Annotated in this window: 17 protein-coding genes; 13 read left to right on the top strand and 4 right to left on the bottom strand. The window is 73.2% G+C overall.

The annotated features are described in order from the left end of the window. Positions 1-9 precede the first annotated feature (9 nt). Complete coding sequence (locus ABT340_RS04370; RefSeq protein ID WP_352009207.1) at positions 10-1488, top strand: IclR family transcriptional regulator domain-containing protein; 1479 nt, start codon at positions 10-12, stop codon at positions 1486-1488. A gap of 10 nt (positions 1489-1498) precedes the next feature. Here the strand turns inward: ABT340_RS04370 and ABT340_RS04365 are convergent, their stop codons facing one another. Both ABT340_RS04365 and ABT340_RS04360 read right to left on the bottom strand, forming a co-directional pair. After that, a complete protein-coding gene (locus ABT340_RS04365) occupies positions 1499-2170 on the bottom strand; it encodes a response regulator (protein ID WP_352009206.1) in 672 nt (223 codons plus the stop codon). Beyond that, the gene (locus ABT340_RS04360; protein ID WP_352009205.1) at positions 2167-3348 is read right to left on the bottom strand and encodes a sensor histidine kinase; all 1182 of its coding nucleotides are present in this window, start codon (positions 3346-3348) and stop codon (positions 2167-2169) included. Before ABT340_RS04360 ends, ABT340_RS04365 begins: the two co-directional genes overlap by 4 nt. A gap of 173 nt (positions 3349-3521) precedes the next feature. On the opposite strand from ABT340_RS04360, the gene ABT340_RS04355 reads away from it, so the two are divergent. The 3 genes from ABT340_RS04355 (at position 3522) to ABT340_RS04345 (ending at position 6929) form a co-directional block, all read left to right on the top strand. Beyond that, the gene (locus ABT340_RS04355; protein WP_352009204.1) at positions 3522-4811 is read left to right on the top strand and encodes an alpha/beta hydrolase family protein; all 1290 of its coding nucleotides are present in this window, start codon (positions 3522-3524) and stop codon (positions 4809-4811) included. 226 nt (positions 4812-5037) lie between these two features. Next, the gene (locus ABT340_RS04350) at positions 5038-6288 is read left to right on the top strand and encodes a sensor histidine kinase (RefSeq protein ID WP_352009203.1); all 1251 of its coding nucleotides are present in this window, start codon (positions 5038-5040) and stop codon (positions 6286-6288) included. Further along, positions 6276-6929 carry a response regulator gene (locus ABT340_RS04345; protein ID WP_352009202.1) on the top strand — a complete coding sequence of 218 codons (654 nt, stop codon included), beginning with the start codon at positions 6276-6278 and terminating at the stop codon, positions 6927-6929. Before ABT340_RS04350 ends, ABT340_RS04345 begins: the two co-directional genes overlap by 13 nt. 3 nt (positions 6930-6932) lie before the next feature. On the opposite strand, the gene ABT340_RS04340 is transcribed toward ABT340_RS04345, so the two are convergent. Together ABT340_RS04340 and ABT340_RS04335 are read right to left on the bottom strand one after the other, a co-directional pair. Further along, positions 6933-7823 carry a hypothetical protein gene (locus ABT340_RS04340; protein ID WP_352009201.1) on the bottom strand — a complete coding sequence of 297 codons (891 nt, stop codon included), beginning with the start codon at positions 7821-7823 and terminating at the stop codon, positions 6933-6935. Positions 7824-7825: 2 nt separating this feature from the next. After that, the gene (locus ABT340_RS04335) at positions 7826-10414 is read right to left on the bottom strand and encodes a DUF7824 domain-containing protein (protein ID WP_352009200.1); all 2589 of its coding nucleotides are present in this window, start codon (positions 10412-10414) and stop codon (positions 7826-7828) included. Positions 10415-10995: 581 nt separating this feature from the next. Here ABT340_RS04335 and ABT340_RS04330 point away from each other — a divergent pair. From ABT340_RS04330 to ABT340_RS04290, 9 genes are all read left to right on the top strand, one after another. Next, entirely contained in the window at positions 10996-11469 is a 474-nt protein-coding gene (locus ABT340_RS04330) for a hypothetical protein (protein ID WP_352009199.1), read from the top strand. Positions 11470-11866: 397 nt separating this feature from the next. After that, complete coding sequence (locus ABT340_RS04325) at positions 11867-12451, top strand: carbonic anhydrase (protein ID WP_352009198.1); 585 nt, start codon at positions 11867-11869, stop codon at positions 12449-12451. An 11-nt stretch (positions 12452-12462) separates the two neighbouring features. Beyond that, positions 12463-13932 carry a SulP family inorganic anion transporter gene (locus ABT340_RS04320; protein ID WP_352009197.1) on the top strand — a complete coding sequence of 490 codons (1470 nt, stop codon included), beginning with the start codon at positions 12463-12465 and terminating at the stop codon, positions 13930-13932. Between the two features lie 247 nt (positions 13933-14179). Continuing rightward, positions 14180-14695 (top strand): lytic polysaccharide monooxygenase auxiliary activity family 9 protein, encoded by a 516-nt coding sequence (locus ABT340_RS04315; protein ID WP_352009196.1) that lies wholly within the window; start codon positions 14180-14182, stop codon positions 14693-14695. A gap of 301 nt (positions 14696-14996) precedes the next feature. Beyond that, entirely contained in the window at positions 14997-18692 is a 3696-nt protein-coding gene (locus ABT340_RS04310; protein ID WP_352009195.1) for a nitrate reductase subunit alpha, read from the top strand. After that, complete coding sequence (narH, locus tag ABT340_RS04305) at positions 18692-20335, top strand: nitrate reductase subunit beta (protein WP_352009194.1); 1644 nt, start codon at positions 18692-18694, stop codon at positions 20333-20335. The genes ABT340_RS04310 and narH overlap by 1 nt, the downstream gene beginning before the upstream one ends. Next, on the top strand, positions 20332-20961 hold the full coding sequence (gene narJ / locus ABT340_RS04300; RefSeq protein ID WP_352009193.1) for a nitrate reductase molybdenum cofactor assembly chaperone: 630 nt from the start codon (positions 20332-20334) through the stop codon (positions 20959-20961). Before narH ends, narJ begins: the two co-directional genes overlap by 4 nt. Further along, the gene (narI, locus tag ABT340_RS04295) at positions 20958-21710 is read left to right on the top strand and encodes a respiratory nitrate reductase subunit gamma (protein WP_352009192.1); all 753 of its coding nucleotides are present in this window, start codon (positions 20958-20960) and stop codon (positions 21708-21710) included. Before narJ ends, narI begins: the two co-directional genes overlap by 4 nt. Before the next feature lies 1 nt (position 21711). Next, positions 21712-22770: a tellurite resistance/C4-dicarboxylate transporter family protein gene (locus tag ABT340_RS04290; RefSeq protein ID WP_352009191.1), complete on the top strand. Its 1059-nt coding sequence runs from the start codon at positions 21712-21714 to the stop codon at positions 22768-22770. Positions 22771-22794: the final 24 nt, after the last annotated feature.

Raw genomic sequence — 22794 nt, 5'->3', positions numbered from 1 at the left:
GGACACCGAATGGAACCGGCCGGAACCCTGGAGCGGGGGCTGGGCGTGCTGCGCGCGCTCACCACCGAGCCGTGGCGGCGGACACGCGCGACCGACCTGGTCCGCGCCACCGGCCTGGCCAGGTCGACGGTCGACCGTGTCCTGGCGACCCTCGTCCACCTGGGCTACCTCAGGGCGGAGGAGCGCGAGGTGCTGCTCGCCCCGCGCCTGATGGAGCTGGGTGAGGCCTACCTCGTCTGCGCGGGCCTGCGTGAGGTCCTCGCCCCGCACGCCGAACGGCTCGCCGCCGAGCTGGACGAGTCGGTCTCGCTGGCCGTGCCCGACGGGGACGGGGTGCGTTTCTTCGGGCAGTTCACCCGGCGGCGCGCCGTCTCGGTCGCCTTCCGGGTCGGGGACCTGCTGCCCGCGGACCGCTGCGCGGCGGGCCTGGCCCTCCTCGACGACCAGGGCACGCCGTGGGCCGAGGACGACCAGCTCGTCGAACCCGGTCTGATCGCGGTCGCGGTCCCCGTCAGGGACGCCGCGGGTCAGGCGCTCTGCGCGCTGAGCGTGGTCAGCCACACCAGCAGGCACACCATGGCCGGGCTGCGCGCCCACGCGGTGGCCAGGCTGCGTGAGACGGCCGCCCGGATGGAGGCCGCGCTGGCCGCCGTCCCGCCGCCCGCCCGTCCCGTGCCGCCTCCCCCCGCCGTGGACGTCTCGCGCCCGGCGAAGGAGGCGCTGGGGGCGGCCTACCTGCAGTCACTCGCCCGTGGCCTGGCCGTGCTCGTGGCGCTCGGCACGGTCCCCGGCGGGCTGTCCCCCGCCGACGTCGCCAGGGTGACCGCTCTGCCGAGGGCCACCGTGGGACGGGTGTTGCAGACCTTGGAGCGGCTGGGATACGCCCGCACCGAGGGCTCCCGCTCCGTCCTGCTGCCCCGGGTCCTGGAGCTCGGATACGCCCACCTCTCGGGACTCTCCTTCGGCGAGATCGTCCAGCCGCACCTGGCGGACCTGGCGGCCAGGATCCACGAGTCGACATCGGTCGCGGTGCTCGACGGCGACGACGTCGTCTACGTGGCCCGGGTACCCACGACGAAGATCATGCGGGTGGACATCGTCGTCGGCACCCGCTTCCCCGCGTACGCCACGTCGATGGGCAGGGTGCTCCTGGCGGACCTGCCTCAGGAGCGGCTGGCCTCGATCGCCCTGCGCCCGCTGACCCGGGACACGGTCACCTCCCCGGCCGAGTTCGCGGCCGCCGTACGGCGCGCGGCCGTTGACGGCTACGCCGTGGTCGACCAGGAGCTCGAGGAGGGGGTGCGGTCCATCGCCGTCCCGGTGCGCGGCCGGGACGGCCGGGTCGTCGCCGCCGTCAACGTCGCCACCCACGTCGACCGCGCCACCTCTGCCGCCCTGGTCGAGAAGGTCCTGCCCGCGCTCGTCGAGACCGCGGCCAGGATGTCGGCCGACCTGGCCTGCGCCCGGGTGACGCCGCCGCAGCGCTGACCGGTGGCCGTCAGTCGTGGAGGGTCGTGGGGCGCACGACGCCGCTCTCGTAGGCGAAGACCACGACCTGGGCGCGGCTGCGCAGCCCGAGTTTCAGCAGAACGTGGCTGAGGTGCGTCTTCACGGTGGCCTCGGCCAGGTTCAGCGCCACGGCGGCCTCGGCGTTGGACAGTCCGCGCGCCACCTGGACCAGCACCTCGTACTCGCGGGAGGTCAGCCGCGCGAGCCGCTCGTCGCGTTCGGACACGGACGGTGTGAGCTGGGGGGCGAACCTCTCAAGCAGGCGGCGGGTGACCCTCGGGGACAGCGCGGCCTCCCCCGCCGCCACGTCGCGGATCGCGCCGAGCAGCTCGGCGGGCCGGGTGTTCTTCGGCAGGAAGCCGACCGCCCCTGCCTTCAGTCCGGCGAAGGCGTACTCGTCCAGGTCGAAGGTGGTCAGGATGAGCACACGTGAGCGTGGGCAGTCCCTGACGATCCTCCGGGTGGCCTCGATCCCGTCGAGACCGGGCATGCGAACGTCCATCAGCACCACGTCGGGGCGCAGCCGCCGGGTCATCCTGACGGCCTCCTCGCCCTCGCCCGCCTCCCCGGCCACCTCCATGTCCGGCTCGGCCTCGAACACCATCCGGAAGGCCATCCGCAGCAGTGACTCGTCGTCGGCGATCAGCAACCGGATCGTCACGGTCCTCTCTCCCCTGTCAGGTTCAGGTCGGCCGCCACCCGCCAGCCGCCGCCGGGCACCGGTCCCGCGTGCAGGGTCCCGTCGTAGGCGGCGACCCGTTCGCGCATCCCGGTCAGGCCCCGCCCCGGCGTCCCGTCCGCCGCCCGTCCGGGGCGGCCGTCGTCGACGATCTCCACCTCGGCGCGCCGAGGCGTCAGCCGGACGCGGACCTCCGCCGTCGCGCCCGGCGCGTGCCTGAGCGTGTTCGTCAGCGCCTCCTGGGTCAGCCGGTAGACGGTGAGCTGGGCGGCGGCAGGGATCGTCCCGGGGTCTCCGGCGACCCGCAGGCTGGTCGGCAGCCCGGCCGCGCGCATCCGGTCGGCCAGGGGGCCCAGCTGGTCGATCCCGGGCGCCGGGTGGCGCGAGGCGTCCGCCCGCTCGGCGGGGCCGGCGCCGAACTCGCCCGCCCCGGGTTCGCCGGCACCGAGAGAGCGGCGCATGTCCTCAAGCGCCTGCCTTCCGATGCCGGCGATCCGCTCCATCGCGTCGGCCGCCCGCTCCGGCGCGCGGTGCCGTACGTGGGCGGCGCCGTCGGCCAGGGCCACCATGACCGACAGGTTGTGGGTGACGATGTCGTGCATGTCGCGGGTCATCCTGGCACGTTCCTCGGCGACCGCGAGCCTGGCCCGCTGTTCACGGTCGTGTTCCAGCGAGGCGACGTACGCCCGCCGGGCCCGCGCCCACAGACCCGTGGTGACGGCGACGGCGGCCATCGCGGTCAGCGCGGCCACCGAGAACGGGAACTGGCCCGGTGGCGCCCACCGCGCCGCGGCCAGCACCACCCCGGCCTCCAGGACGAGGGCGGCCGTGAGCGCCCACCGCCACGGACGGTGGGCGACGACCGTGTAGAGGGCGACCAGCAGTGCGACGTCGGCGGGAAGCTGCACGCCGGCGGCCCACTGGATCGCGGCGGCGGCGCCGACCGCGCAGAAGACCGTCAGCGGCGCGCGACGCCGCCACAGCAGCGGCGCCGTCAGGGCCACCTGGAGCAACAACGTCCACGGCTCTCCCCGGGAGAGCACCTGGCCGGGTCCGAGCGTGACGAGAAAGATCACGGCGGCCGGCAGCGCGTCGGCGGCCAGGGACGGCCATCGGATCGGATCCGTGAGCCAGGCCACCGGGCGGTCGCCTCTTTTCATGCCGCTCACCCTACTTGTCCTGCTGGTTCTCCCCCCATCCTTCTCAGGGAGGAGCGTCCGGGCACCTCAGCCGGAAGTCGTAGGTGTGGATCAGCCGTATGCCGCTGGCCCGGGGCCGTGTCCCGCTGCCAGCCTCGTCGGCGCAGGAATCCACCACTCGTAAGGAGTCCCACATGTCCCTCGGCACGATCGCCTCGGCGGTCGCCGGTCTGGCGCTGACCGCGGTCGCCGCGGCTCCCCTCGCCGCTCCTGTCTCCGCGCCCCTCTCTGTGCCCCTCTCCGCGCCCTTCTCTGCGCCCGTCGCCGCCTCCGCCGTCCCTGCCGCGCACGCCTCGGACGGTGCCCCCGTCACGATGACGCTGCCCGCGCCCGGCGGGCCGTACCCCGTCGGCACCTTCGCCGTGCGCCTGGTCGACCGGTCCCGCCCCGACCCGCTGGTCAGGTCGAAGCCCTACCGGGAGCTGATGGTCAGCCTGTGGTACCCGGCCAGGGGCACCGGCGGGAACCCGCGCACGGCCCCCCACATGGCTCCCCTGGCCGCGGCCGACTGGGACCGGCACTCCGCGCCGCCCATGGGCGTTCCGGCGGGCGCGGTGAACTGGGCCGCCACCCCGACCCACGCCCGCCCCGGCGCGCCGGTCGACCGCGGCGCGGGCAGGCTGCCCGTCGTGCTCTTCGGTTCCGGGGACGGCGGGCCGCGCACCCTCGGCACCTCCCTCGTCGAGGACCTGGCCTCCCGCGGCTATCTGGTCGTCACCGTCGACCACACCTATGAGGCCGACCAGGTGGAGTTCCCCGGCGGGCGGGTCGTGCGCGCGCTGCCGCTGCCCTCGAAGCTGACCCCGCGCGTCATCGCCAAGCTGCTCGACCGGCACTCGCGGGCCCGTCTGGCGGACATGCGGTTCGTCCTCGGCCGGATCGCCGCCCTGGGACGCGGCGACGCCCTCGGCGCGGGGGAGCCCGCGGGGCTTCGCGGCGCCCCCGACCTGTCCCGGGTCGGGGCGCTCGGCCAGTCCCTCGGCGGGTCGGTCGCGGCGCAGCTCGTCCACGACGACCCACGTGTGGACGCGGGCGTCAACCTCGACGGCGGCTACGTCGGCGGGGTCGCGGACAGCGGCGTCGCCAAGCCGTTCATGCAGTTGGCGGCCGAGGCGCACACCCGGGCGAGCGAGCCGAGCTGGAAGTCCTTCTGGGACGCCTCGACCGGCTGGAAGCGGGAGCTCCGGTTCAAGGGGGCGGCGCACGGCTCGTTCACCGACCTGCAGGCGTTGCTGCCGAAGATCGCGGAGACGGTGCCGAAGGTGCCCGTCGCCGACTTCGTCGGCACGATCGACCCGGTCCGGTCCGTCGCCGCCCAGCGGGCCTACGTCGCGGCCTTCTTCGACCTGCACCTGCGGAGGAAGGCGACCACCCTGTTCGAGGCCCCCGACGCCCGCTTCCCCGAGGTCTCCCTCGTCCCCTGACCCGTCGTCCGGGGTAACCGGTCGCGATGGAGCCCCGGCCGCCGTGGCCGACTGGTTAAATCATGACATGTAGGTTCGCAAGATCCCGGTGACGGATCACCGGGCGTGGCCGAAGAGACGGGACGAGAAGGCGGACGAGGATATGACGGGCCGTGCTGGCGCCCGGTGACCCGGCGACGGCCCACCCGAGCCGTGTCCCGGCGGGCCGTGTTCCAGGAGGCCTCCCGTGACGGCCCGCCGTACGCGCCTGGAAGGCCTGCTCTCCCGGTCCCGCGCCACCGTCGACGCGCTCGATCACCTCGTCGGCGGGGTGGGGACCGGGATCCTGGCGTTGACCGCGCTGCTCTGGCTCGCCGTGGTCGCGCTGCTGTGCCTGGTCGGGGTCGGGCTGCCGATGGCGCCCGTCGCGCTGCGCGGGCTGCGCGTCGTCGCCGACCGGGAACGGGTCCGGCTGTCGCAGCGGGATCCCGAGCTGGTCGGCCCCGGGCCGCCGCCTCCGGGGCTGCGCGCCGCCCTGGCCGACCCAGGTGTCCGGGGAGAGCTGGGCTGGGTCGTCTGCCACTCGACGCTGGGGTTGCTGACCGGTGTGGTCGCCATGTCGCTGCCGCTCGCCGCGGTGCGCGACCTCACCTTCCCGCTGTGGTGGCGGCTGCTGCCGCCGGGTGAGGCGGAGGACGCGGCGTTGAACCTCTGGCGGGTCGGCGACCAGCGCAGCGCGCTGGCGGTGTGCGTGTTCGCCGTCGGCTGGACCGCGCTCTCGTTGCTGGTCATCCCGGGCCTGGAGCGGCTGCAGTCCTGGCCGGGACGGCGATTGCTGAGCGCGCCTCCCGGCGGCGACCTCGCCCTGCGGGTCGCGCACCTCACCGCGACCCGGGCCGCGGCGCTGGACGCGCACGCCGCCGAGCTGCGGCGGATCGAGCGTTCCCTGCACGACGGCACCCAGAACCGGATCGTGGCCGTCACCGTCCTGCTCGGCGCCGCCCGCCGGGCGGTGGCCCGCGACCCCGCGAGCGCCGGGGAGATCCTCGAACGCGCCCAGGGCGCCGCCGAGCAGGCCCTGGCCGAGCTGCGCGCCGTGGTGCGCACCATCCTGCCGCCGGTCCTTGAGGACAGGAGCCTGGCCGACGCCCTGTCCGGACTCGCCGCCGCCTGCCCGGTGCCCTGTACGGTCACCGCCGACCTGCCGGGCAGGTGCGCCGCCTCGGTCGAGGCCACCGCCTACTTCACGGTGGCCGAGGCGCTGACCAACGTCGCCAGGCACAGCGGGGCGGGCCGTGTCTCCGTCGCCCTGAGCCTGCGGCGCGACCGGCTGCTCGTCCAGATCACCGACGACGGTCACGGCGGCGCCGACGAGCGCGCCGGGTCCGGGCTCGTCGGCATCCGCCGCCGGGCCGAGGCCCACGACGGGACGTTCATGATGACCAGCCCCCCGGGGGGACCGACCACGCTGAAGGTGAGCCTGCCATGCGGATCGTGATCGCCGAGGACGACCCCCTGCTGCGCGAGGGCCTCGCGCTGCTGCTGCGCGCCGAGTCGCTCGACGTGGTGGCCGCCGTGGACGGCCCGAAGGCCTTCCTCGACGCCGTCGACACCCACGAGCCGGACGTGGCCGTCGTCGACGTGCGCATGCCGCCGACCCACACCGACGAGGGCATCGTCGCCGCCGTCGAGGCCAGGCGCCGCAGGCCGGACCTGGCCGTGCTGGTGCTGTCGGCCTACGTCGAGCAGGCCTTCGCCACCGACCTGCTGATCCACGGCAGCTCCCGCCTCGGCTATCTGCTCAAGGAGCGGGTGGGGCGGGTCGAGGAGTTCATGACGGCCCTGCGCCGCGTGGCGGGCGGCGGGACGGCCATCGACCCGGAGGTGGTCGCACAGCTGCTGTCGCACAGTCGCCCCGGCAGGCGGCTCGACCGGCTCAGCCCGCGTGAGCTGGACGTGCTGGCGCTCATGGCGGAGGGACTGGGCAACACGGCCATCGCCGAGCGGCTGGTGGTCACCGAGGGCGCGGTGCACAAGCACATCCGCAACATCTTCGCCAAGCTGGACCTGGCGCCGAGCGACCGCACCGACCGGCGGGTGGCCGCGGTGCTGCAGTATCTGGAGCGGGGGGCGCCCTGAGGATCACAGTCCGGTGAGCTCCGGCGCCCGGGTGACGGCCCGCAGGATGCCGGACAGGGCGGCGCGCATCTCGCCGACGGTCTCCTGTGGCAGGTCGAGGCTGATCTCGAAGACGGTCTCGGTCTCCAGGGTGTCGGCCGTCCTGGGGGACAGCTCGAACCGGAGCACCCGGCCGTCCAGCGTGACCGCGCGCAGCCCCTCGCCGCTGCCGCGCATGCCGTGACGCGCCATCCAGAAGGTGTCCCGGTGCCGGGAGACCAGCAGATGCCCGGCCTGCCGGTCTCCGGGACGCTCCCGCAGGAAGACCGTCGGCTGGCCGTACTCCCAGGTGTGCTCGAAGGAGCGGGCGGTCATGGTGGCCTCGGGGAGGTAGGACAGCTCGCCGGTGACCGGCAGGGAGGGCGGCGGGGGCTCGCCGGGGCTGCGGCGCCCGTGGTCTCCGCCGTGGGCGACGGTGAGCCCGAGGGGCGCGGCGGTCGGCAGCGCGGCCAGCAGCCAGTCCGGCGGTTCGTCGCGGGGGAACAGGGTCAGCTCCGTCAGCGCCGCCGTCGCGGGCACGCCCTCGAACGGCTGAGCCCGGGAGTCGACGTGGCCGGTGTAGCCCCTGCCGCCCGGGGAGAAGGACAGCTCGCAGGTGAACCAGGTGCCCTCCCCCGCCCGGTGTGACAGCTCACGCAGCCGCCTGAACGGCCCCGCGAGGTCTTCGGCGAGCCCTTCGACGGTGATCTCGTGGCCGTCGCGCAGGACGGTGGTCCTCGTGCGCGTGCCGACCTGGGCGTGCCGGACGGTGAGCCGTGACCAGCCGGGCTCCGCCGCGGCGCGGACGAGGTCGCCGACGGCGGCCCGCATGCCGTGCCCCTCCTCGTGACGGGAGCGCCAGTATCCGGATTCCATGATCATCCTTTCTTGGCGGTGCCGCCGGTGAGCAGGTCGTGCAGCGCCCGGACCTCGCGGAGCAGCCCGCTGCCGCCCTTGCGTGCCGCCATGTCGCGCACCTGGGGGATCTCGCCGCGCGCGCCGCACCACCCGGCGACCGTGGCGGCGAGCATGACGAACCCGGCCAGCCCGTTGCGCGGACGCTCGCCGAGGGCGGGAAGCAGTGCGGGCAGCGCGGCGGCGGCGATCCGCCACACGCTCTCGTGGGCGCCCCGTCTGGCCGCCGTGTCGAGCGCGGCGGCCACGTCGGTCACCCTGACCTCGCCCGCGGTCACCAGGAACCCGATCTGACGGCCGATCTCACCGGTGGGCAGCCCGTCCCGGGCGGCGGCCTCGACGAGCGCGTCGACCGCCTCCGGTGCCCGCGGGTCGGCGAGGAAGCGGGCGAGCACCGCGGAGAACGCCGCTCCGGCGGGTCCCTCCGCCCTGACGAGGTCACGGATCTGCTCCGGCCCGGCGGCCGGGGCGCCCCAGGAACGCCTGAGCGTGTAGGGCACGAGGTGCGCGGCGGCCACCTCGCGGTGCGAGGGCAGGGTCGAGGGCCACCAGCCGGAGTGCCCGGCCCCGGCGCCGTGCCCGGGGGCGCGGAACATCAGGTCGACCAGTGGCAGGCCGGTCGGCGGGGCGGTGATCACCGGGACCGGGCGTGTGCCGTCCCGCCCGCCCTCGTTCTCCGTCGTCCAGCCGAGTTCGACCTCGGCCTCGACGGCGGCCCCTGTGGCGGCCCCGGCAGTGCCCCCGGGGCGGATCCACCCGGCGAGGATCTCGCCCGCGGCCGACGTCAGCCGGGCCGCCCGCTCCGCCGCCTCGGGGTCGGGGACGCGCGGCAGCCGAAGCAGCGCCTGCTGCAGGTCGGCGGCGAGCGGCCGCGCCCCGGCCGCCTCGACGACCTCCATCCGCCCGACCAGCTCGGCCGCCGCCACGTGCCCGGTCTCGTGGGTCGGCGTGGCCAGCAGTACCGGCGGCAGGGTGTCCTCCTCGACCGCGCGCAGGACCTCGGCCGCGCGGTGCAGCAGCAGGACGTACGGGGCGGCCAGATCCTTCGACGGCATGAGGGTCCGCCAGGCGCCCCGGCCCGAGCCGGTCGTGCTCAGGGAGCGGACGGCTCCCCAGAGCCACTGGTCCGTCCGCTCCCAGGTCTCCTCCCGGTACGGCCAGGCGGGCTCGCCGAGCAGCCAGGGGCGCAGCGCGGCCGTCAGCGCCACCCGGTCGCGGACGGCGAGGGTGACGAACCCGGCCAGCAGCCGTTCCCACGACTGCCAGGAGTCGTCCCGCCGCTCCAGCAGCTCGGCCAGCTCCTCGGCCGAGGCGGGCGGGGGCGGCAGGATGGGGGAACCCTCCGCGGGCTCGGGCAGCGGCGGCGGAGCGAACACGGGCCCGGGACGCGGAGCCGTACCGGTGCCGTGGCCCTCCTCGAAGACGGCGGCGGCCCGGTCGGCGAGGTGGGGGGCGAGCAGGGCCGCCGACTCGCGCACGCGGGAGCGTCCCTGCGCACCCATGGCGCCCGCGTGCGCGAGGGCCAGCTCGACGGCCCTGGCCTGGAGCTCCACGGACTCCGCGGCGAAGGCCCTGGCCAGCGGCGCGGCCGCCACCCCGGCCAGGGCGGGGTCACGCCGTACGGAACGGTCGAGCCATGACAGTCCGGCGCGCACCAGGACCCGTTCCTGGCGGAACAGCAGGCAGTCCCACGCCTCGGCGAGGTCGTCCGCGGTGAGATCGTGCCCGCGCAGGCGCCGTACGGCCAGTGTGGCGACCGGGCCGGGGGAGACGGCCAGCAGGCGCAGGTAGTCGCGCGTGTGGGAGGCGACCTCCTCGGGCGAGGGGTCGAGCGCCTCGTGCAGGTGGATGAAGAAGCGCAGGTCGGTGGCGGTCCCGCCGAGCAGGAAGCGGCGCAGGCAGCCCTCGACCAGGGTCTCGCGCCGCACCCTGCCCGTCTCCGCCAGCCCGGACAGGGCGGCCAGCCAGCCCCTGTCCGGCTCCTTCTCGCCCCGCAGGGCCCGGCCTGCCCCCTGGGCCTCGAACAACCTGGGCAGCAGGTGACCGAGCAGCGGGTCGGCGGCCAGGCGCGTGGGCCTGCGGCTCACCCAGCCCGCGACCAGCGGGTCGTGCGGCGGAGGCTCGACGCCGGTCTCGCGCAGCAGGGTCAGGGCGAGTGTCATTCCCCGGTCGTCGGGGGTGCGGGTGCGCAACGCGAGCCGCCGGGCAAGGTCGGCGCGCCAGGCGGCGGGGCGGTCGGCGATCACCGCCAGGACGAGGTGCACGTCGTTGTCGGGACCCGCCCACTGCGGGGCGAAGTCGCGCCGGTACAGCCAGGACGCGACGGCCGCGGCGCCGCCGAGGGTGCCCGCGCCCGCGACCCGCAGCGCGGTGCCGTGGCGGACCAGGGAGTCGTCCCACCGGTCGGAGCGGCCCCGCAGCTCCTTCAGCAGGCCGGGCAGCCGGGCCGCGACCTCCTTGCGGGCCTCGGCGCCCAGCGTCGTGATCCGCCCGGCGAGCCGGTCGGCGCGTCTTTCCTCGATCAGTTTCCTGATCTCGTCCCAGTGCTCCACGGCTGGGGACACTAGCCAGCGACGCCGACACTTTCGACCTTCGCCGGCCCGCCGGGGACGGCCTCTGCCCGCGGGTGACCCCGGGAAGCGTCTGACAAAAACACCAAATACCCCTTTACACGCTTCCCCCTTGATAGGGACCTAAAAGGCCATAAGTGCTGGCTAATCGCTATATACCTGCGCCTTTTTGGGGTGGTATATCGTGTGATTTCCGTCACACGACACCCGCCACACCGAGGAAAGAGGCGCCGGACGGTGGGAAACGCCGTGGAAATAGGCGGCGGCAAAGAGGGAACGGCCGCCATCCCCCGGGGAAACGCGGCGCCCTCCCGGCGGGGCCCGAACCCCGGAGAGGCCGCATAGATGAGCAGACCTCGTCTTTTATCCCGGACAGCCCTTCACTTCTCCACCCCGATCCCGCTTTGCGCGCACATCCCGGACATTCATAGTTACGCCCAGCGTAACCAGCCGGTCACGGAATTATGCCTGCGATGAATCGTGGGAACGGCCCGTTCTGTCGATTAGCATTTGCGGTGAAAGTCGTCTCAGCGACGATAACGCTAATGTCATGGAGGTTTGTCGTGGCGCGTCACGTGCCGGCCTGGATCATGGCCGTGGTGACCGCCTTCCTGTTGACGAACGTCGTCGTCGCTCCTGACGGCGACCGCAGGACGGCGCCGCCGAGCGCCGTCTCCGCCTTCATGACGATCTTCACCTCGGGCGGCACGGGTGGCACGGCGCGGACCGTCAGGGCCGCCTCCGCCTCCGCCCCGGGAGTCTCGGCGACTCCGAGAGGCCCGGGCCGGGAGGCCGAGCCGAACCCCGACCACGGCGGCACCGACCTGCCCACCCGTGGCTGCCGTCACCAGGCGCCCGCGCGATGGGCGGGCGGGCCGCAGTGCCTGTCCCCGCTGCGCGGTCCGGGTCAGCACACGACGACGGCGCTCCCTTCTCCGGAGACGTCGGCGCGGTCTCTCTCACGTCCCGGAGCCGGGCGGCGCGAAACGGCCGTCGCGGCTCCCTCACAGTCCCGGCTGCAGGTGTTCCGCTGCTGACAGGGCCCGCCGTCTCCCGGGTGCCCGCTTCGGCCTCCTTCCCCGCCACCGCCCCGCTGGACGGGCGGACGTGTGAGGCGCGAGCCGGGGCCGCGTGAGACGGCGCCGCGGTGCGACGCGCACCGCTCAATCCCCCCTGCGAGGAAGGCGGTAACCGCCCCTCGCCCGTCCTCCCCTGCCGCCCTCCGCGCCTGACCGGCCGGAGGCGCCTCGGGAGCGAGCCCGGCCCTCCCCCAGGCCGGGCGAGTGAGCCGGCCCACGGGCCCGCGCCGCCGGTCGCGAGCACCGGACGTCCGCGTGTCCCGCGTGCCCTCGGGCACGCCCGGCTCCCCGGTCCTCACGACCACCTCCGCTTCACCGACGTGTCCGAAGCAACGACTGTCCGAAGGGCTTTCGCATGCACGCATTCATCGAGCACGCCCGTTCCTTCCCCGCCCGCGCCGCCGTCGCCGGGGAGCGGCTCGACCGGCACGCCGCCGGTCAGGCCCCGCTCGCGCTCTTCATCACCTGCTCCGACTCCCGTGTCGTCCCGTCCCTGATCACCGGCGCGCGCCCCGGTGAGCTGTTCGAGCTGCGCACCGCGGGCGGCATCGTGCCCCGCTACGACCTCGACCGCCCCTCCGGCGAGGCCGCCACCATCGAGTTCGCGGTCGAGGCCCTGGACATCGGCGACATCGTGGTCTGCGGTCACTCGCACTGCGCCGCGGTCGGCGCCGTGGTCCGCCGCGACGACCTGGCCGCCGTCCCCGCCATGGGCGGCTGGCTGGCCCACGCCGCCGACTCCCTCGGCGACGAGCGGACCGACCTCGGGTCGGCGACGAAGCAGCACATCCTGGCCCAGCTGGACCGGCTGCACGCCTACCCCGCCGTGCGGCGGCGGATCGAGGAGGGCCGGATGCGGCTGCACGGCTGGTTCTACGAGGTGCACACGGGCATGGTGTTCGCCCACCGTCCCGGCCACGACACGTTCCTGCCCCTGTGACGGTGACCACCATGCTGAGAACCTCGACCCTGCGTGGCGACGTCGCCGCCTCCGTCGTCGTCTTCCTCGTCGCCCTGCCGCTGTGCGTCGGCGTCGCCGTCGCCTCGGGTGTGCCCGCCGAGCTCGGGCTGATCACCGGCATCGTCGGCGGCCTGGTCACCGGACTGCTGCCCGGCAGCAGCCTGCAGGTCAGCGGCCCGGCCGCGGGCCTGACCGTCCTGGTCTTCGAGGCCGTACGGCTCTACGGCCTGCCCGCCCTCGGCACGCTCGTCCTGGCGGCCGGGCTCCTGCAACTGCTGCTCGGGGCGCTGCGGTTCGGCCGCTGGTTCCGTGCCATCTCCATCGCCGTCGTCGAGGGGATGCTCGCCGGGATCGGGCTGACCATCATCGCCGGGCAGCTGTACGCGATGGCCGGCGTCGCCGCCCCCGGCTCCGGTCTCGGCAAGCTGGCGGGCCTGCCCGCGCTGGCCGCGAGCTCCCTCACCTCACCCGGTGTCCTGGCCGCCGTCGCCGTCGGCACGGGCACCGTCGTGCTGCTGGCGCTGTGGCCGCGGCTGCCCGCGCGGGCCCGGATGGTCCCCGCGCCGCTCGCCGCGGTCGCGCTGGCCACCGCCGCCGTCGCGCTCCTCGGCCTGCCGGTGGCCAGGCTTGAGGTGAACGGCCTGCTCGGCGCGATCAGGCCGCCCGGCCTCGACGATCTGGCACCGCTCGCCGAGCTCGGCTTCCTCGGCACCGTCGTGGCGTTCACCCTGATCTCCTCCGCCGAGAGCCTGTTCAGCGCGGCGGCCGTCGACCGTATGCACGACGGCCCCCGCACCGACTACGACAAGGAGCTGATGGCCCAGGGAGTGGGCAACGCCGTCTGCGGGGCGCTCGGCGCGCTGCCGATGACGGCGGTGATCGTGCGCAGTTCGGCCAACGTGCGGGCGGGCGCGCGGACCAAGGTGTCCCGCGTGCTGCACGGGCTGTGGCTGCTGCTGTTCGCCGCCCTGCTGCCCGCGGCGCTTGAGGTCATCCCGCTGGCCGCGCTCGCGGGCGTCCTGGTGCACACCGGCTGGAAGCTCATCCCGACCACGCAGCTGCTCTCGCTGTGGCGGCGGCACCGGGGCGAGGCGGTGGTCCTGGTGTGCACCGCGGTCGCGGTCGTCGCCCTCAACCTGTTCGAGGGGGTGCTGATCGGGTTGCTCATGGCGGTGGTCAAGACCGCCTGGGAGACCTCGCACATCCATCTGGAGGTGGATGAGGAGACCCCGGACGGGCCGATCAGGGTCACGCTCAGCGGCAACGCCACCTTCCTGCGGCTGCCCAAGATGCTCGACACCCTGGAGGCGCTGCCTCGTGACCGGCACATCGAGCTGGAACTGTCCGGGTTGCGGCATCTGGACCACGCCTGCCGTACGGCGCTGACCTCGTGGGCCGCCGGGCACAACCGGGAGGGAACCCCCGCGGTCTCGGTGCCCCCGGTCCTGACCGGCACCTGACAGGACGGTGCGCGGAACGGTGCCGGGCACCGGCTCGACGGGCCTGGCACCGTTCCGGAACCGGCCGCCAGGAAGGGTCCGGCAAGTGGGCAACAGGCAAAATTAACTGACAAGAATCTTAACAGTTAGGCACGGATCGAGTTATGCTGCCGACGGCGTCACCGCCCCCGGTGACGCCGTACACCCCCCAACGGCACCGACGGCGCGCGCCACAACCCCCCGGGCGCGTCGGCTGAAAGGAGCCCCAATGAGTATCAGGCAGCGCCTGATCACCGCCCTGTCCGTGTTGCTGGCCGTACCGCTGACGGTGGTTCTCACCACCGCGGCCCCGGCCAGCGCCCACGGCTGGATCACCTCCCCGCCCAGCAGGCAGGACATGTGCGCCAGCAGGCGGGTCAGCGGATGCGGTGGACTCGAGTACGAGCCGCAGAGCGTCGAGGCCCCCAAGGGCTCGAGGCTGTGCAGCGGCGGCAGCGGATGGCGTGTCCTTGACAACGAGGGCAAGGGCTGGCCCGCGACGGCCGTCTCCAGCACGGTCACCTTCCAGTGGCGGCTGACCGCCGCCCACCGCACCAGCACCTGGCAGTACTACGTCGACGGCGCCCTGTTCAAGACCTTCAACCAGGGCAACACCCAGCCGCCGTCGAACATCTCGCACACCATCAGCGGGCTTCCCGGCGGCCGCCACAAGATCCTGGCCGTCTGGAACGTCGCCGACACCGTGAACGCCTTCTACAACTGCGTCGACGTCCAGGTCCGCTAGCCCGGACCCGACCCACGGGAGGGCGTGCGCCCCGCCCTCCCGTTTCCCCGATCGCGGCCCCCACACCCGTTTCTCCTCAACGAGGCCGCCAATTCTTCCGGCGGGAAACGCAAACCCGCAGCGCGGGAACCGGCCACGGAAGGGCCAACCACCCTCCAGGAAACCGGCGTTTCCCCTGGTCAGCAACCCGAAGCCAAACATCTCCCCTTAAATCCATTAAAGCAATTTAATCGCCATATTTCACCCAAAGAATCAAGCGGTATTGCCTTTCCGGCATACCGTATTAAATCGGGGTGATCTTATGGCAGAACCGGCGGTTTCCCCGCCTCCACCGCCCGGCGGCAAGCCCGCCGAGGCGCTGCTGCGCGCCGCGCAGTTCTTCACCACGGGTACGCCCTCGCGGGATCGGCACGACCTGTACCACGTCGACGGCCGGGGCGCCGAGGAGTTCTACCGCGAGCGCTGGCGCCACGACAAGGTGGTGCGTTCGACCCACGGGGTGAACTGCACCGGATCGTGCTCCTGGAAGGTCTACGTCAAGGACGGGATCATCACCTGGGAGACCCAGCAGACCGACTACCCCTCGACCGGGACGGACTCCCCCGAGTACGAGCCACGCGGCTGCCCGAGGGGCGCGGCGTTCTCCTGGTACACCTACTCCCCCTCCCGGGTGCGCCACCCGTACGTGCGGGGGCCCCTGCTGGAGATGTGGCGGCAGGAGCGCGAGCGGCTCGGCGACCCGGTCCTGGCCTGGGCGGAGATCACCGGCGACCCCGAACGGGCCGCCCGGTACAAGCAGGCGCGGGGCAAGGGCGGGTTCGTCCGCTCGACCTGGCCCGAGGTGAGCGAGCTGATCGCCGCCGCACACGTGCACACCATCAAGGAGTACGGTCCCGACCGGGTGGCGGGCTTCTCCCCCATCCCGGGGATGTCGCTGGTGTCCTACACGGCCGGGACGCGCTTCCTCTCGCTGATCGGCGGCACCATCCTGTCGTTCTACGACTGGTACGCCGACCTGCCGATCGCCTCGCCGCAGGTCTTCGGCGACCAGACGGACGTGCCCGAGTCCGGTGACTGGTGGAACTCCTCCTACCTGATGGTCTGGGGGACGAACCTGCCCATCACCCGCACCCCGGACGCGCACTTCATGACCGAGGCGCGGTACCGGGGGCAGAAGGTCGTCGTGGTCTCCCCCGACTACTCCGACCACACCAAGTTCGCCGACGACTGGCTGGCGGCCCGTCCCGGCACCGACGGCGCGCTGGCCATGGCCATGGGGCACGTCGTGCTCTCGGAGTTCTTCCGCGACCGCCAGGTGCCCTACTTCACCGACTACGTCAAGTCCTACACCGACCTGCCGCTGCTGGTGACGCTGACCGAACGCGGTGACGCCCACGTGCCCGGCCGTTTCCTGACCGCCGCCGACATCGGCGAGACCGGTGAGGGCGCCGCGCACAAGCAGGTGCTGCTCGACGCGGCGGACGGCGCGCCGAAGGTGCCCAACGGCTCGCTCGGCTTCCGCTTCGGCGAGGAGGGAAAGGGCCGCTGGAACCTCGGCCTGGGCGGGGTCGACCCCCTGCTGACCCTGTACGGCAGGCACACCGACGCGCTCGCCGTCGACCTGCCCCGCTTCGACACCGGGGCGACCGAGGGCGGCACGAGCGTGCGCCGGGGGGTCCCGGTGACGCGGGTCGGCGGCCACCTGGTCACGACGGTCTTCGACCTGGTGATGGCGCACTACGCCGTACGGCGCGACGGCCTGCCCGGTCGGTGGCCCGCGGGCTACGACGACCCCGAGCCGTTCACCCCCGCCTGGCAGGAGGCGATCACCTCGGTGCCCGCCGCCGCGGCGACCCGGGTGGCCAGGGAGTTCGCCCGCAACGCGGAGGTCTCCCGGGGCCGGTCGATGATCTGCATGGGCGGCGGCACCAACCAGTGGTGCAACTCCGACCAGACCTACCGGGCCTTCCTCACGCTGATCATGCTGTGCGGCTGCCAGGGGGTCAACGGCGGCGGCTGGGCCCACTACGTCGGGCAGGAGAAGATCCGCCCGCTCACCGGCTGGTCGCAGCTCGCCTTCGCGCTCGACTGGCAGCGGCCCGCCCGGCAGACGGCCGCGACGCCGTACTGGTACCTGCACACCGACCAGTGGCGCTACGAGCTGTTCGGCGCGGGAGAGCTGTCCAGCCCGCTCGGGCCCGGGCTGTTCGAGGGCCGCTCCTTCGCCGACTGCGTGGTGCAGGCCCAGCGGCTCGGCTGGACCTCCGCGGCCCCCGCCTTCGACCGCAACCCGCTCGACCTCGCCGACGAGGCCGCGCGGGCGGGACGGCCCGTCGCCGACCACGTCGTGGCGGAGTTGAAGGCGGGACGGCTGCGCTTCGCCGCCGAGGACCCCGACGACCCGCGCAACTTCCCGCGTGTCCTGATCGCCTGGCGGGCCAACCTGTTCGGCTCCTCGGGCAAGGGCATGGAGTACTTCATGCGGCACCTGCTCGGCACCGTCGACGCGGTCAGGGCCGAGGAGTCACCGCCCGCCGTACGGCCCGCGGAGGTGACCTGGCGCGCGGAGGCACCGCGCGGCAAGCTCGACCTGCTCGTCACGATCGACTTCCGGATGACCGGCACCTGCACCTACTCGGACGTGGTGCTGCCCGCGGCGACCTGGTACGAGAAGTACGACCTGTCCACCACGGACATGCATCCGTTCATCCACTCCTTCAACCCGGCCATCGCCCCGCCCTGGGAGGCGCGCAGCGACTTCGAGGCGTTCATGACGATCGCCGAGGAGGTGTCCCGGCTCGGTGCCGTGCACCTGGGCACCCGCACCGACGTGGTGGCCTCGCCGCTGGCCCACGACACCCCGGACGAGCTGGCCCAGCCGGGCGGCAGGGTGCTCGACTGGAAGGCGGGGCAGTGCGAGCCCGTACCGGGTGTGACGATGCCGAAGCTGGTCACGATCGAACGGGACTACGGCGCCGTGGCCGGCAAGATGGCGGCGCTCGGCCCGCTCGTCGACACCCTCGGCACCGCGTGCAAGGGCATCTCCTGGGTGCCCTCTGCCGCCGTCGGTCAGCTCGGTCGCGACAACGGCCTGGTGCGCGGCGGACCCGGCGACGGCCGTCCCTCGCTGGCACGCGACGTGAACATGGCCGAGGCCATCATGGCGCTCTCCTGCAGCACCAACGGGCAGGTCGGCGTCCAGGGGTGGCGGGCGCTGGGCGAGCGCACCGGGGTGAGCTTCGCCGACCTGGCCGAGGAGAACGCGGGACGGCGGATCAGCTTCACCGACACCCAGGTCCAGCCCAGGACCGTGTTCGCCTCCCCCGAGTGGTCCGGCCTGGAGAACGGCGGGCGGCGCTACTCGCCGTTCACGATGAACGTCGAGCGCCGCAAACCGTGGCACACGCTGACCGGGCGCATGCACTTCCTCCTCGACCACGACTGGCTCGCCGAGTACGGCGAGATGCTGCCGAACTACCGTCCGCCGCTCAACTACGCCCGGCTGTTCGGCTCCCAGGGGCTGGGCGAGGACGGCCGCCCCGAGGTGACGGTGCGCTACCTCACCCCGCACTCCAAGTGGTCGATCCACTCCGAGTACCAGGACAACCTGCACATGCTGCGGCTGTTCCGCGGCGGCCCGGTCATCTGGATGAGCCGTCAGGACGCCGAGCGGATCGGGGTCGCCGACAACGACTGGATCGAGGCCTACAACCGCAACGGCGTGGTCGCCTGCCGTGCCGTGGTCACCCACCGGATGCCGGAGGGGACGGTCTTCATGTACCACGCCAAGGACCGCAACCTGATGACCCCCCACTCGGAGATCTCCGGCTGGCCCGGAGGCGCGGACAACTCGCTGACCAGGGTGATCGTCAAACCCACCCACATGATCGGCGGGTACGGCCAGCTCACGTTCGCCTTCAACTACTACGGCCCGTCGGGGTTCCAGCGGGACGAGTTCGTCGTCATCCGCAGGCGGTCACAGGAGGTGCGGTTCTGATGCGCGTCATGGCGCAGGTCGCGATGGTGATGAACCTCGACAAGTGCATCGGCTGTCACACCTGCTCGGTCACCTGCAAGCAGGTCTGGACCAACCGGCCGGGCCTGGAGTACGTCTACTTCAACAACGTCGAGACCAAGCCGGGGGTCGGCTACCCCAGGCGGTACGAGGACCAGCGGCAGTGGCGGGGCGGCTGGAAACTGGACGGAAAGGGGCGGCTCACCCTCAGGGCGGGCGGCAGGCTGCGCCGCCTGCTGGAGATGTTCTACAACCCCGACCTGCCCACGATCGACGACTACGGCGAGCCGTGGACCTACGACTACCGCACCGTCATCGACGCGCCGCTGGGCACGGTCAACCCCAGCGCGCACTCCGTCTCCACCCTCACCGGTGAGGACATGCGCATCCGGTGGGGCAGCAACTTCGACGACGACCTGGCGGGCGCGCCCGAGCACGCCCCGGGCGACCCCGACCTCGAAGGGCTCCAGGAGCGGGTGCGGATGGAGTTCGAGCAGGTCTTCATGTTCTACCTGCCGCGCATCTGCGAGCACTGCCTGAACCCCTCGTGCGTGGCCTCGTGCCCGTCGGGGGCGATGTACAAGCGGCAGGAGGACGGCATCGTCCTGGTCGACCAGAACCGGTGCCGGGGCTGGCGCTTCTGCGTCTCCGGCTGCCCGTACAAGAAGGTGTACTTCAACTACAGGACCGGCAAGGCCGAGAAGTGCACGTTCTGCTTCCCCAGGATCGAGTCGGGCCAGCCCACGATCTGCTCGGAGACGTGCGTGGGACGGCTGCGCTATCTCGGGCTGCTGCTCTACGACGCCGACGCGGTGCTCGCCGCCGCCTCGACGCCGGACCCGCAGGACCTCTACGAGGCGCAGCTGTCGGTGTTCCTCGACCCGGGTGACCCGCACGTCAGGGCGGAGGCCGCGCGCTGCGGCATCCCGGACGACTGGATCGAGGCGGCCGTGCGTTCCCCGGTGCACGCGCTGGCCGTACGGCACCGGGTGGCGCTGCCGCTGCATCCCGAGTTCCGCACGCTGCCCATGGTCTGGTACATCCCGCCGTTGTCGCCGGTCGCCGACGTCGCGCACGCCGAGGGCTACGACCCGGCCGACCCCGACCGGGTCTTCGCCGCCATCGACGCGCTGCGGGTGCCCGTCGAGTATCTGGCCAACCTCTTCACCGCGGGCAGGACGGAGACCGTGCGCCTGGTGCTGCGCAGGCTCGCCGCGGTCAGGGCGGTCATGCGGGCCGTACAGCTCGGCAGGGACCCCGGGGAGGAGGTGCCGCACTCGGTCGGCATGACCCCCGACGACGTGGACGACCTGTACCGGCTGCTGGCGATCGCCAAGTACGAGGACCGCTACGTCATCCCGCAGGTCCACGCCGAGGAGGCCGGGGCGCTGAGCGCTCAGCACCAGGAGCTGTTCTGCAGCCTCGACGGTGAGGGCGGGCCCGGCATGGGCGGCCACGGACCGCCTTCCGCCCCGGCCGGGGAGGCGCCCGTCTTCCGCGGGCAGGACGGGCGGCTGCACGCCAACCTGCTCGGCTGGGACGGCACCGGCGACCCGTCGCGGCTGTTCCCCGGCGCCCAGTTCCCCGAGGCCCAGTTCCCCGAGGCTCAGGGGGAGGCGACGTGAACGCGGCCGAGACGGCGTGCAAGCTGGCCTCGGTGCTGCTGCAGTACCCTCGACCCGCCCTGTTCGAGGGGACCGACCGGCTCGACGAGGCCGCCCGTGCCACGCCCAGGGCCGCGCGGGCGAGGTTCGCCACCTTCCTGGCCTGGCTGCGGACCGAACCGCCCGGTGAGGTGGTCGGGCACTACGTGGAGACCTTCGACCTGCGTCACCGCTGCGCCCTCTACCTGAGTTACCACCGGCACGGCGACACGCGCGGGCGCGGGATGGCGATGCTCGCCTACAAGGCCGCCTACCGGCGGGCGGGGCTGCTGCCCTGCGAGGAGGAGCTGCCCGACTTCCTGCCGCTCGTGCTTGAGTTCGCCGCCCTCCACCCGGAGGGGATGGCGCTGCTGCGCCGCCGCCGTGCCGACCTCGACCTGCTCAGGCGGTCGCTTGAGGCGGCGGGCACGCCGTACACGCATGTCGTCGAGGCGGTCTGCGCGCTGCTTCCCGGGCTGCGGCGCGCGGAGCTGAGGGCGGTGCGGGCGCTGTGGGAGAGCGGCCCGCCCAGTGAGGAGGTCGGGCTCGAACCGTTCGCGCCCCCGGAGTACCTCTCCGGCCTGACCGGCGGACAGGAGGCACGATGAACGGCACCGGCGCCCTGGACGTGTTCTGGTGGGTCGTGCTGCCCTACGTCGCGATGACCGTCTTCGTGGTCGGTCACGTGTGGCGGTGGCGCTACGACAGGTTCGGCTGGGACTGCTACTCGACCGAGCTCCTCGAACGCCGGCTGCTCAAATGGGGGGCGCCGCTGTTCCACTACGGGGCGTTCGCCGCGATCCTCGGGCACGTCATGGGCATTCTCGTCCCGGCCTCCTTCACCCACGCCCTCGGGATTCCCGAGGAGGTCTACCGGTGGTTCTCCGCCGTCGGCGGCGGGCTGGCCGCGGTCGTGGTGGTGGTCGGCATCGTCATCCTCGCCGGCCGCAGGATGCTCGTCCGGCGGGTCAGGGCCACGACGGCGAAGATCGACTACGTCGCCCTGGTGCTGCTGCTGGTCATCGTGATCACCGGGGTCGTGCCCACCATCTGGTGGAACCTGCTGGGGCCGGGATACAACTACCGGCTCACCGTGGCCCCGTGGTTCCGCGGCCTGTTCACCGGCTCGCCCGACGTCGCCGCCGTGGCGAACGCGCCCGCGGTCTACCGGCTGCACGCGACGGCCGCCTGGGTCCTGTGGGCGGTCTGGCCGTTCAGCCGCCTGGTCCACGCCTGGAGCTTCCCGCTGTGGTACCTGTGGCGGCCGTTCGTGGTCTACCGCAGCCGCGGGGTCATCCTGCCACCCGAGCCCGGTACGGCGGGCCGCAGATGGCGCAGGATCGGCGGACCCGCCTGAGATGCGCCTGCCGTCCCCGGGGGACGTACGGCGGGCCGCGGTGCGGAATCTGGAGCCCGCCTACTTCGCCATGGTGATGGCGACGGGCATCATCTCGGTCGACACGCGCGCCATGGGCCTGAAGGTGCCCTCCGCCGTCCTGCTCTGGGTGGGGATCGCGGGCTACGCCGTGCTGCTGGTCCTGTCCGGGTGGCGGCTGCTCGGCTGCCGGGCGGAGACGGCCCGCGACCTGGGCGATCCGGCGAAGGCCTTCGGTTTCTTCACCTTCGTCGCCGCGACCGACCTGCTCGGCACCCGGATCGCCATGGACGGCCGTCTCGGGGTCGCGACGGTGTTCCTCGTCGTCGGCGCGCTCAGCTGGCTCGTCCTGGCCTACCTCGTTCCCTGGGCGAGCGTGCTGCGGCACGAGAGCGTCAAGGCCCTGGCGCGGGCCAACGGGACCTGGTTCGTCTGGGTCGTCGGCGGGCAGTCCGTCGCGATCCTCGCCGCGACGCTCGAACGCGCCGGGGCCGGTCCCCGCGACGCCCTGGCGCTGTTCGCCGTGGCGGTCTGGTCGATCTCCATGTGGCTCTATCTGCTGGTCGGCGTCGTCGTGTGCTTCCGGCTGATGCTGTTCGAGATGGACGCCGACGAGCTGAACCCGCCCTACTGGGTCGCGATGGGCGCCAACGCGATCAGCGTCGTCGCGGCGGCGAAGATCGCGGGCATGCGGGAGGCGCCCGCCGCCGAGGTGGTCCATGACTTCGCCCTGCACGTGGGCGTGGTCTTCTGGGGGTTCGCGACCTGGGTCTTCTTCGCCCTGCTCCTGGCGGGCTGGTGGCGGCACGTACGGCGCGGCGTCCCGTTGCGCTACGGGCCCGGGATGTGGAGCCTGGTCTTCCCGCTGGGCACCTACGCCGCCGCCTCCCACGGTCTGGGCGAGGCGGCCGGTCTCGGCCTGGTGACGGCCTTCGGCGACGTCGAGGTGTGGTTCGGGCTGGCGGCCTGGGTTCTCACGTTCTGCGCGATGGCGGTCCACCTGGCCCGCGCCGCCCGCTCGCTCACCCGTTCCCCCGGTTGACCTGAGCGCCACCCGACGACCACC

The sequence above is a fragment of the Streptosporangium sp. NPDC000239 genome, assembly GCF_040300765.1.
In the GTDB taxonomy this organism is placed as follows: domain Bacteria; phylum Actinomycetota; class Actinomycetes; order Streptosporangiales; family Streptosporangiaceae; genus Streptosporangium.
Note: the sequence above shows the minus strand (reverse complement) of the source record. Positions and strands in the feature narration are given on the sequence as shown.

Bases quoted from the DNA above. Each gene is read 5' to 3' on its own strand.
- ABT340_RS04360 (WP_352009205.1), bottom strand. From the start codon at position 3,348: ATGAAAAGAGGCGACCGCCCGGTGGCCTGGCTCACGGATCCGATCCGA.
- ABT340_RS04315 (WP_352009196.1), top strand. From the start codon at position 14,180: ATGAGTATCAGGCAGCGCCTGATCACCGCCCTGTCCGTGTTGCTGGCC.
- ABT340_RS04320 (WP_352009197.1), top strand. From the start codon at position 12,463: ATGCTGAGAACCTCGACCCTGCGTGGCGACGTCGCCGCCTCCGTCGTC.
- narH (WP_352009194.1), top strand. From the start codon at position 18,692: ATGCGCGTCATGGCGCAGGTCGCGATGGTGATGAACCTCGACAAGTGC.
- ABT340_RS04290 (WP_352009191.1), top strand. From the start codon at position 21,712: ATGCGCCTGCCGTCCCCGGGGGACGTACGGCGGGCCGCGGTGCGGAAT.
- ABT340_RS04370 (WP_352009207.1), top strand. From the start codon at position 10: ATGGAACCGGCCGGAACCCTGGAGCGGGGGCTGGGCGTGCTGCGCGCG.
- ABT340_RS04345 (WP_352009202.1), top strand. From the start codon at position 6,276: ATGCGGATCGTGATCGCCGAGGACGACCCCCTGCTGCGCGAGGGCCTC.
- ABT340_RS04325 (WP_352009198.1), top strand. From the start codon at position 11,867: ATGCACGCATTCATCGAGCACGCCCGTTCCTTCCCCGCCCGCGCCGCC.
- ABT340_RS04310 (WP_352009195.1), top strand. From the start codon at position 14,997: ATGGCAGAACCGGCGGTTTCCCCGCCTCCACCGCCCGGCGGCAAGCCC.
- ABT340_RS04340 (WP_352009201.1), bottom strand. From the start codon at position 7,823: ATGGAATCCGGATACTGGCGCTCCCGTCACGAGGAGGGGCACGGCATG.
- narI (WP_352009192.1), top strand. From the start codon at position 20,958: ATGAACGGCACCGGCGCCCTGGACGTGTTCTGGTGGGTCGTGCTGCCC.
- ABT340_RS04355 (WP_352009204.1), top strand. From the start codon at position 3,522: ATGTCCCTCGGCACGATCGCCTCGGCGGTCGCCGGTCTGGCGCTGACC.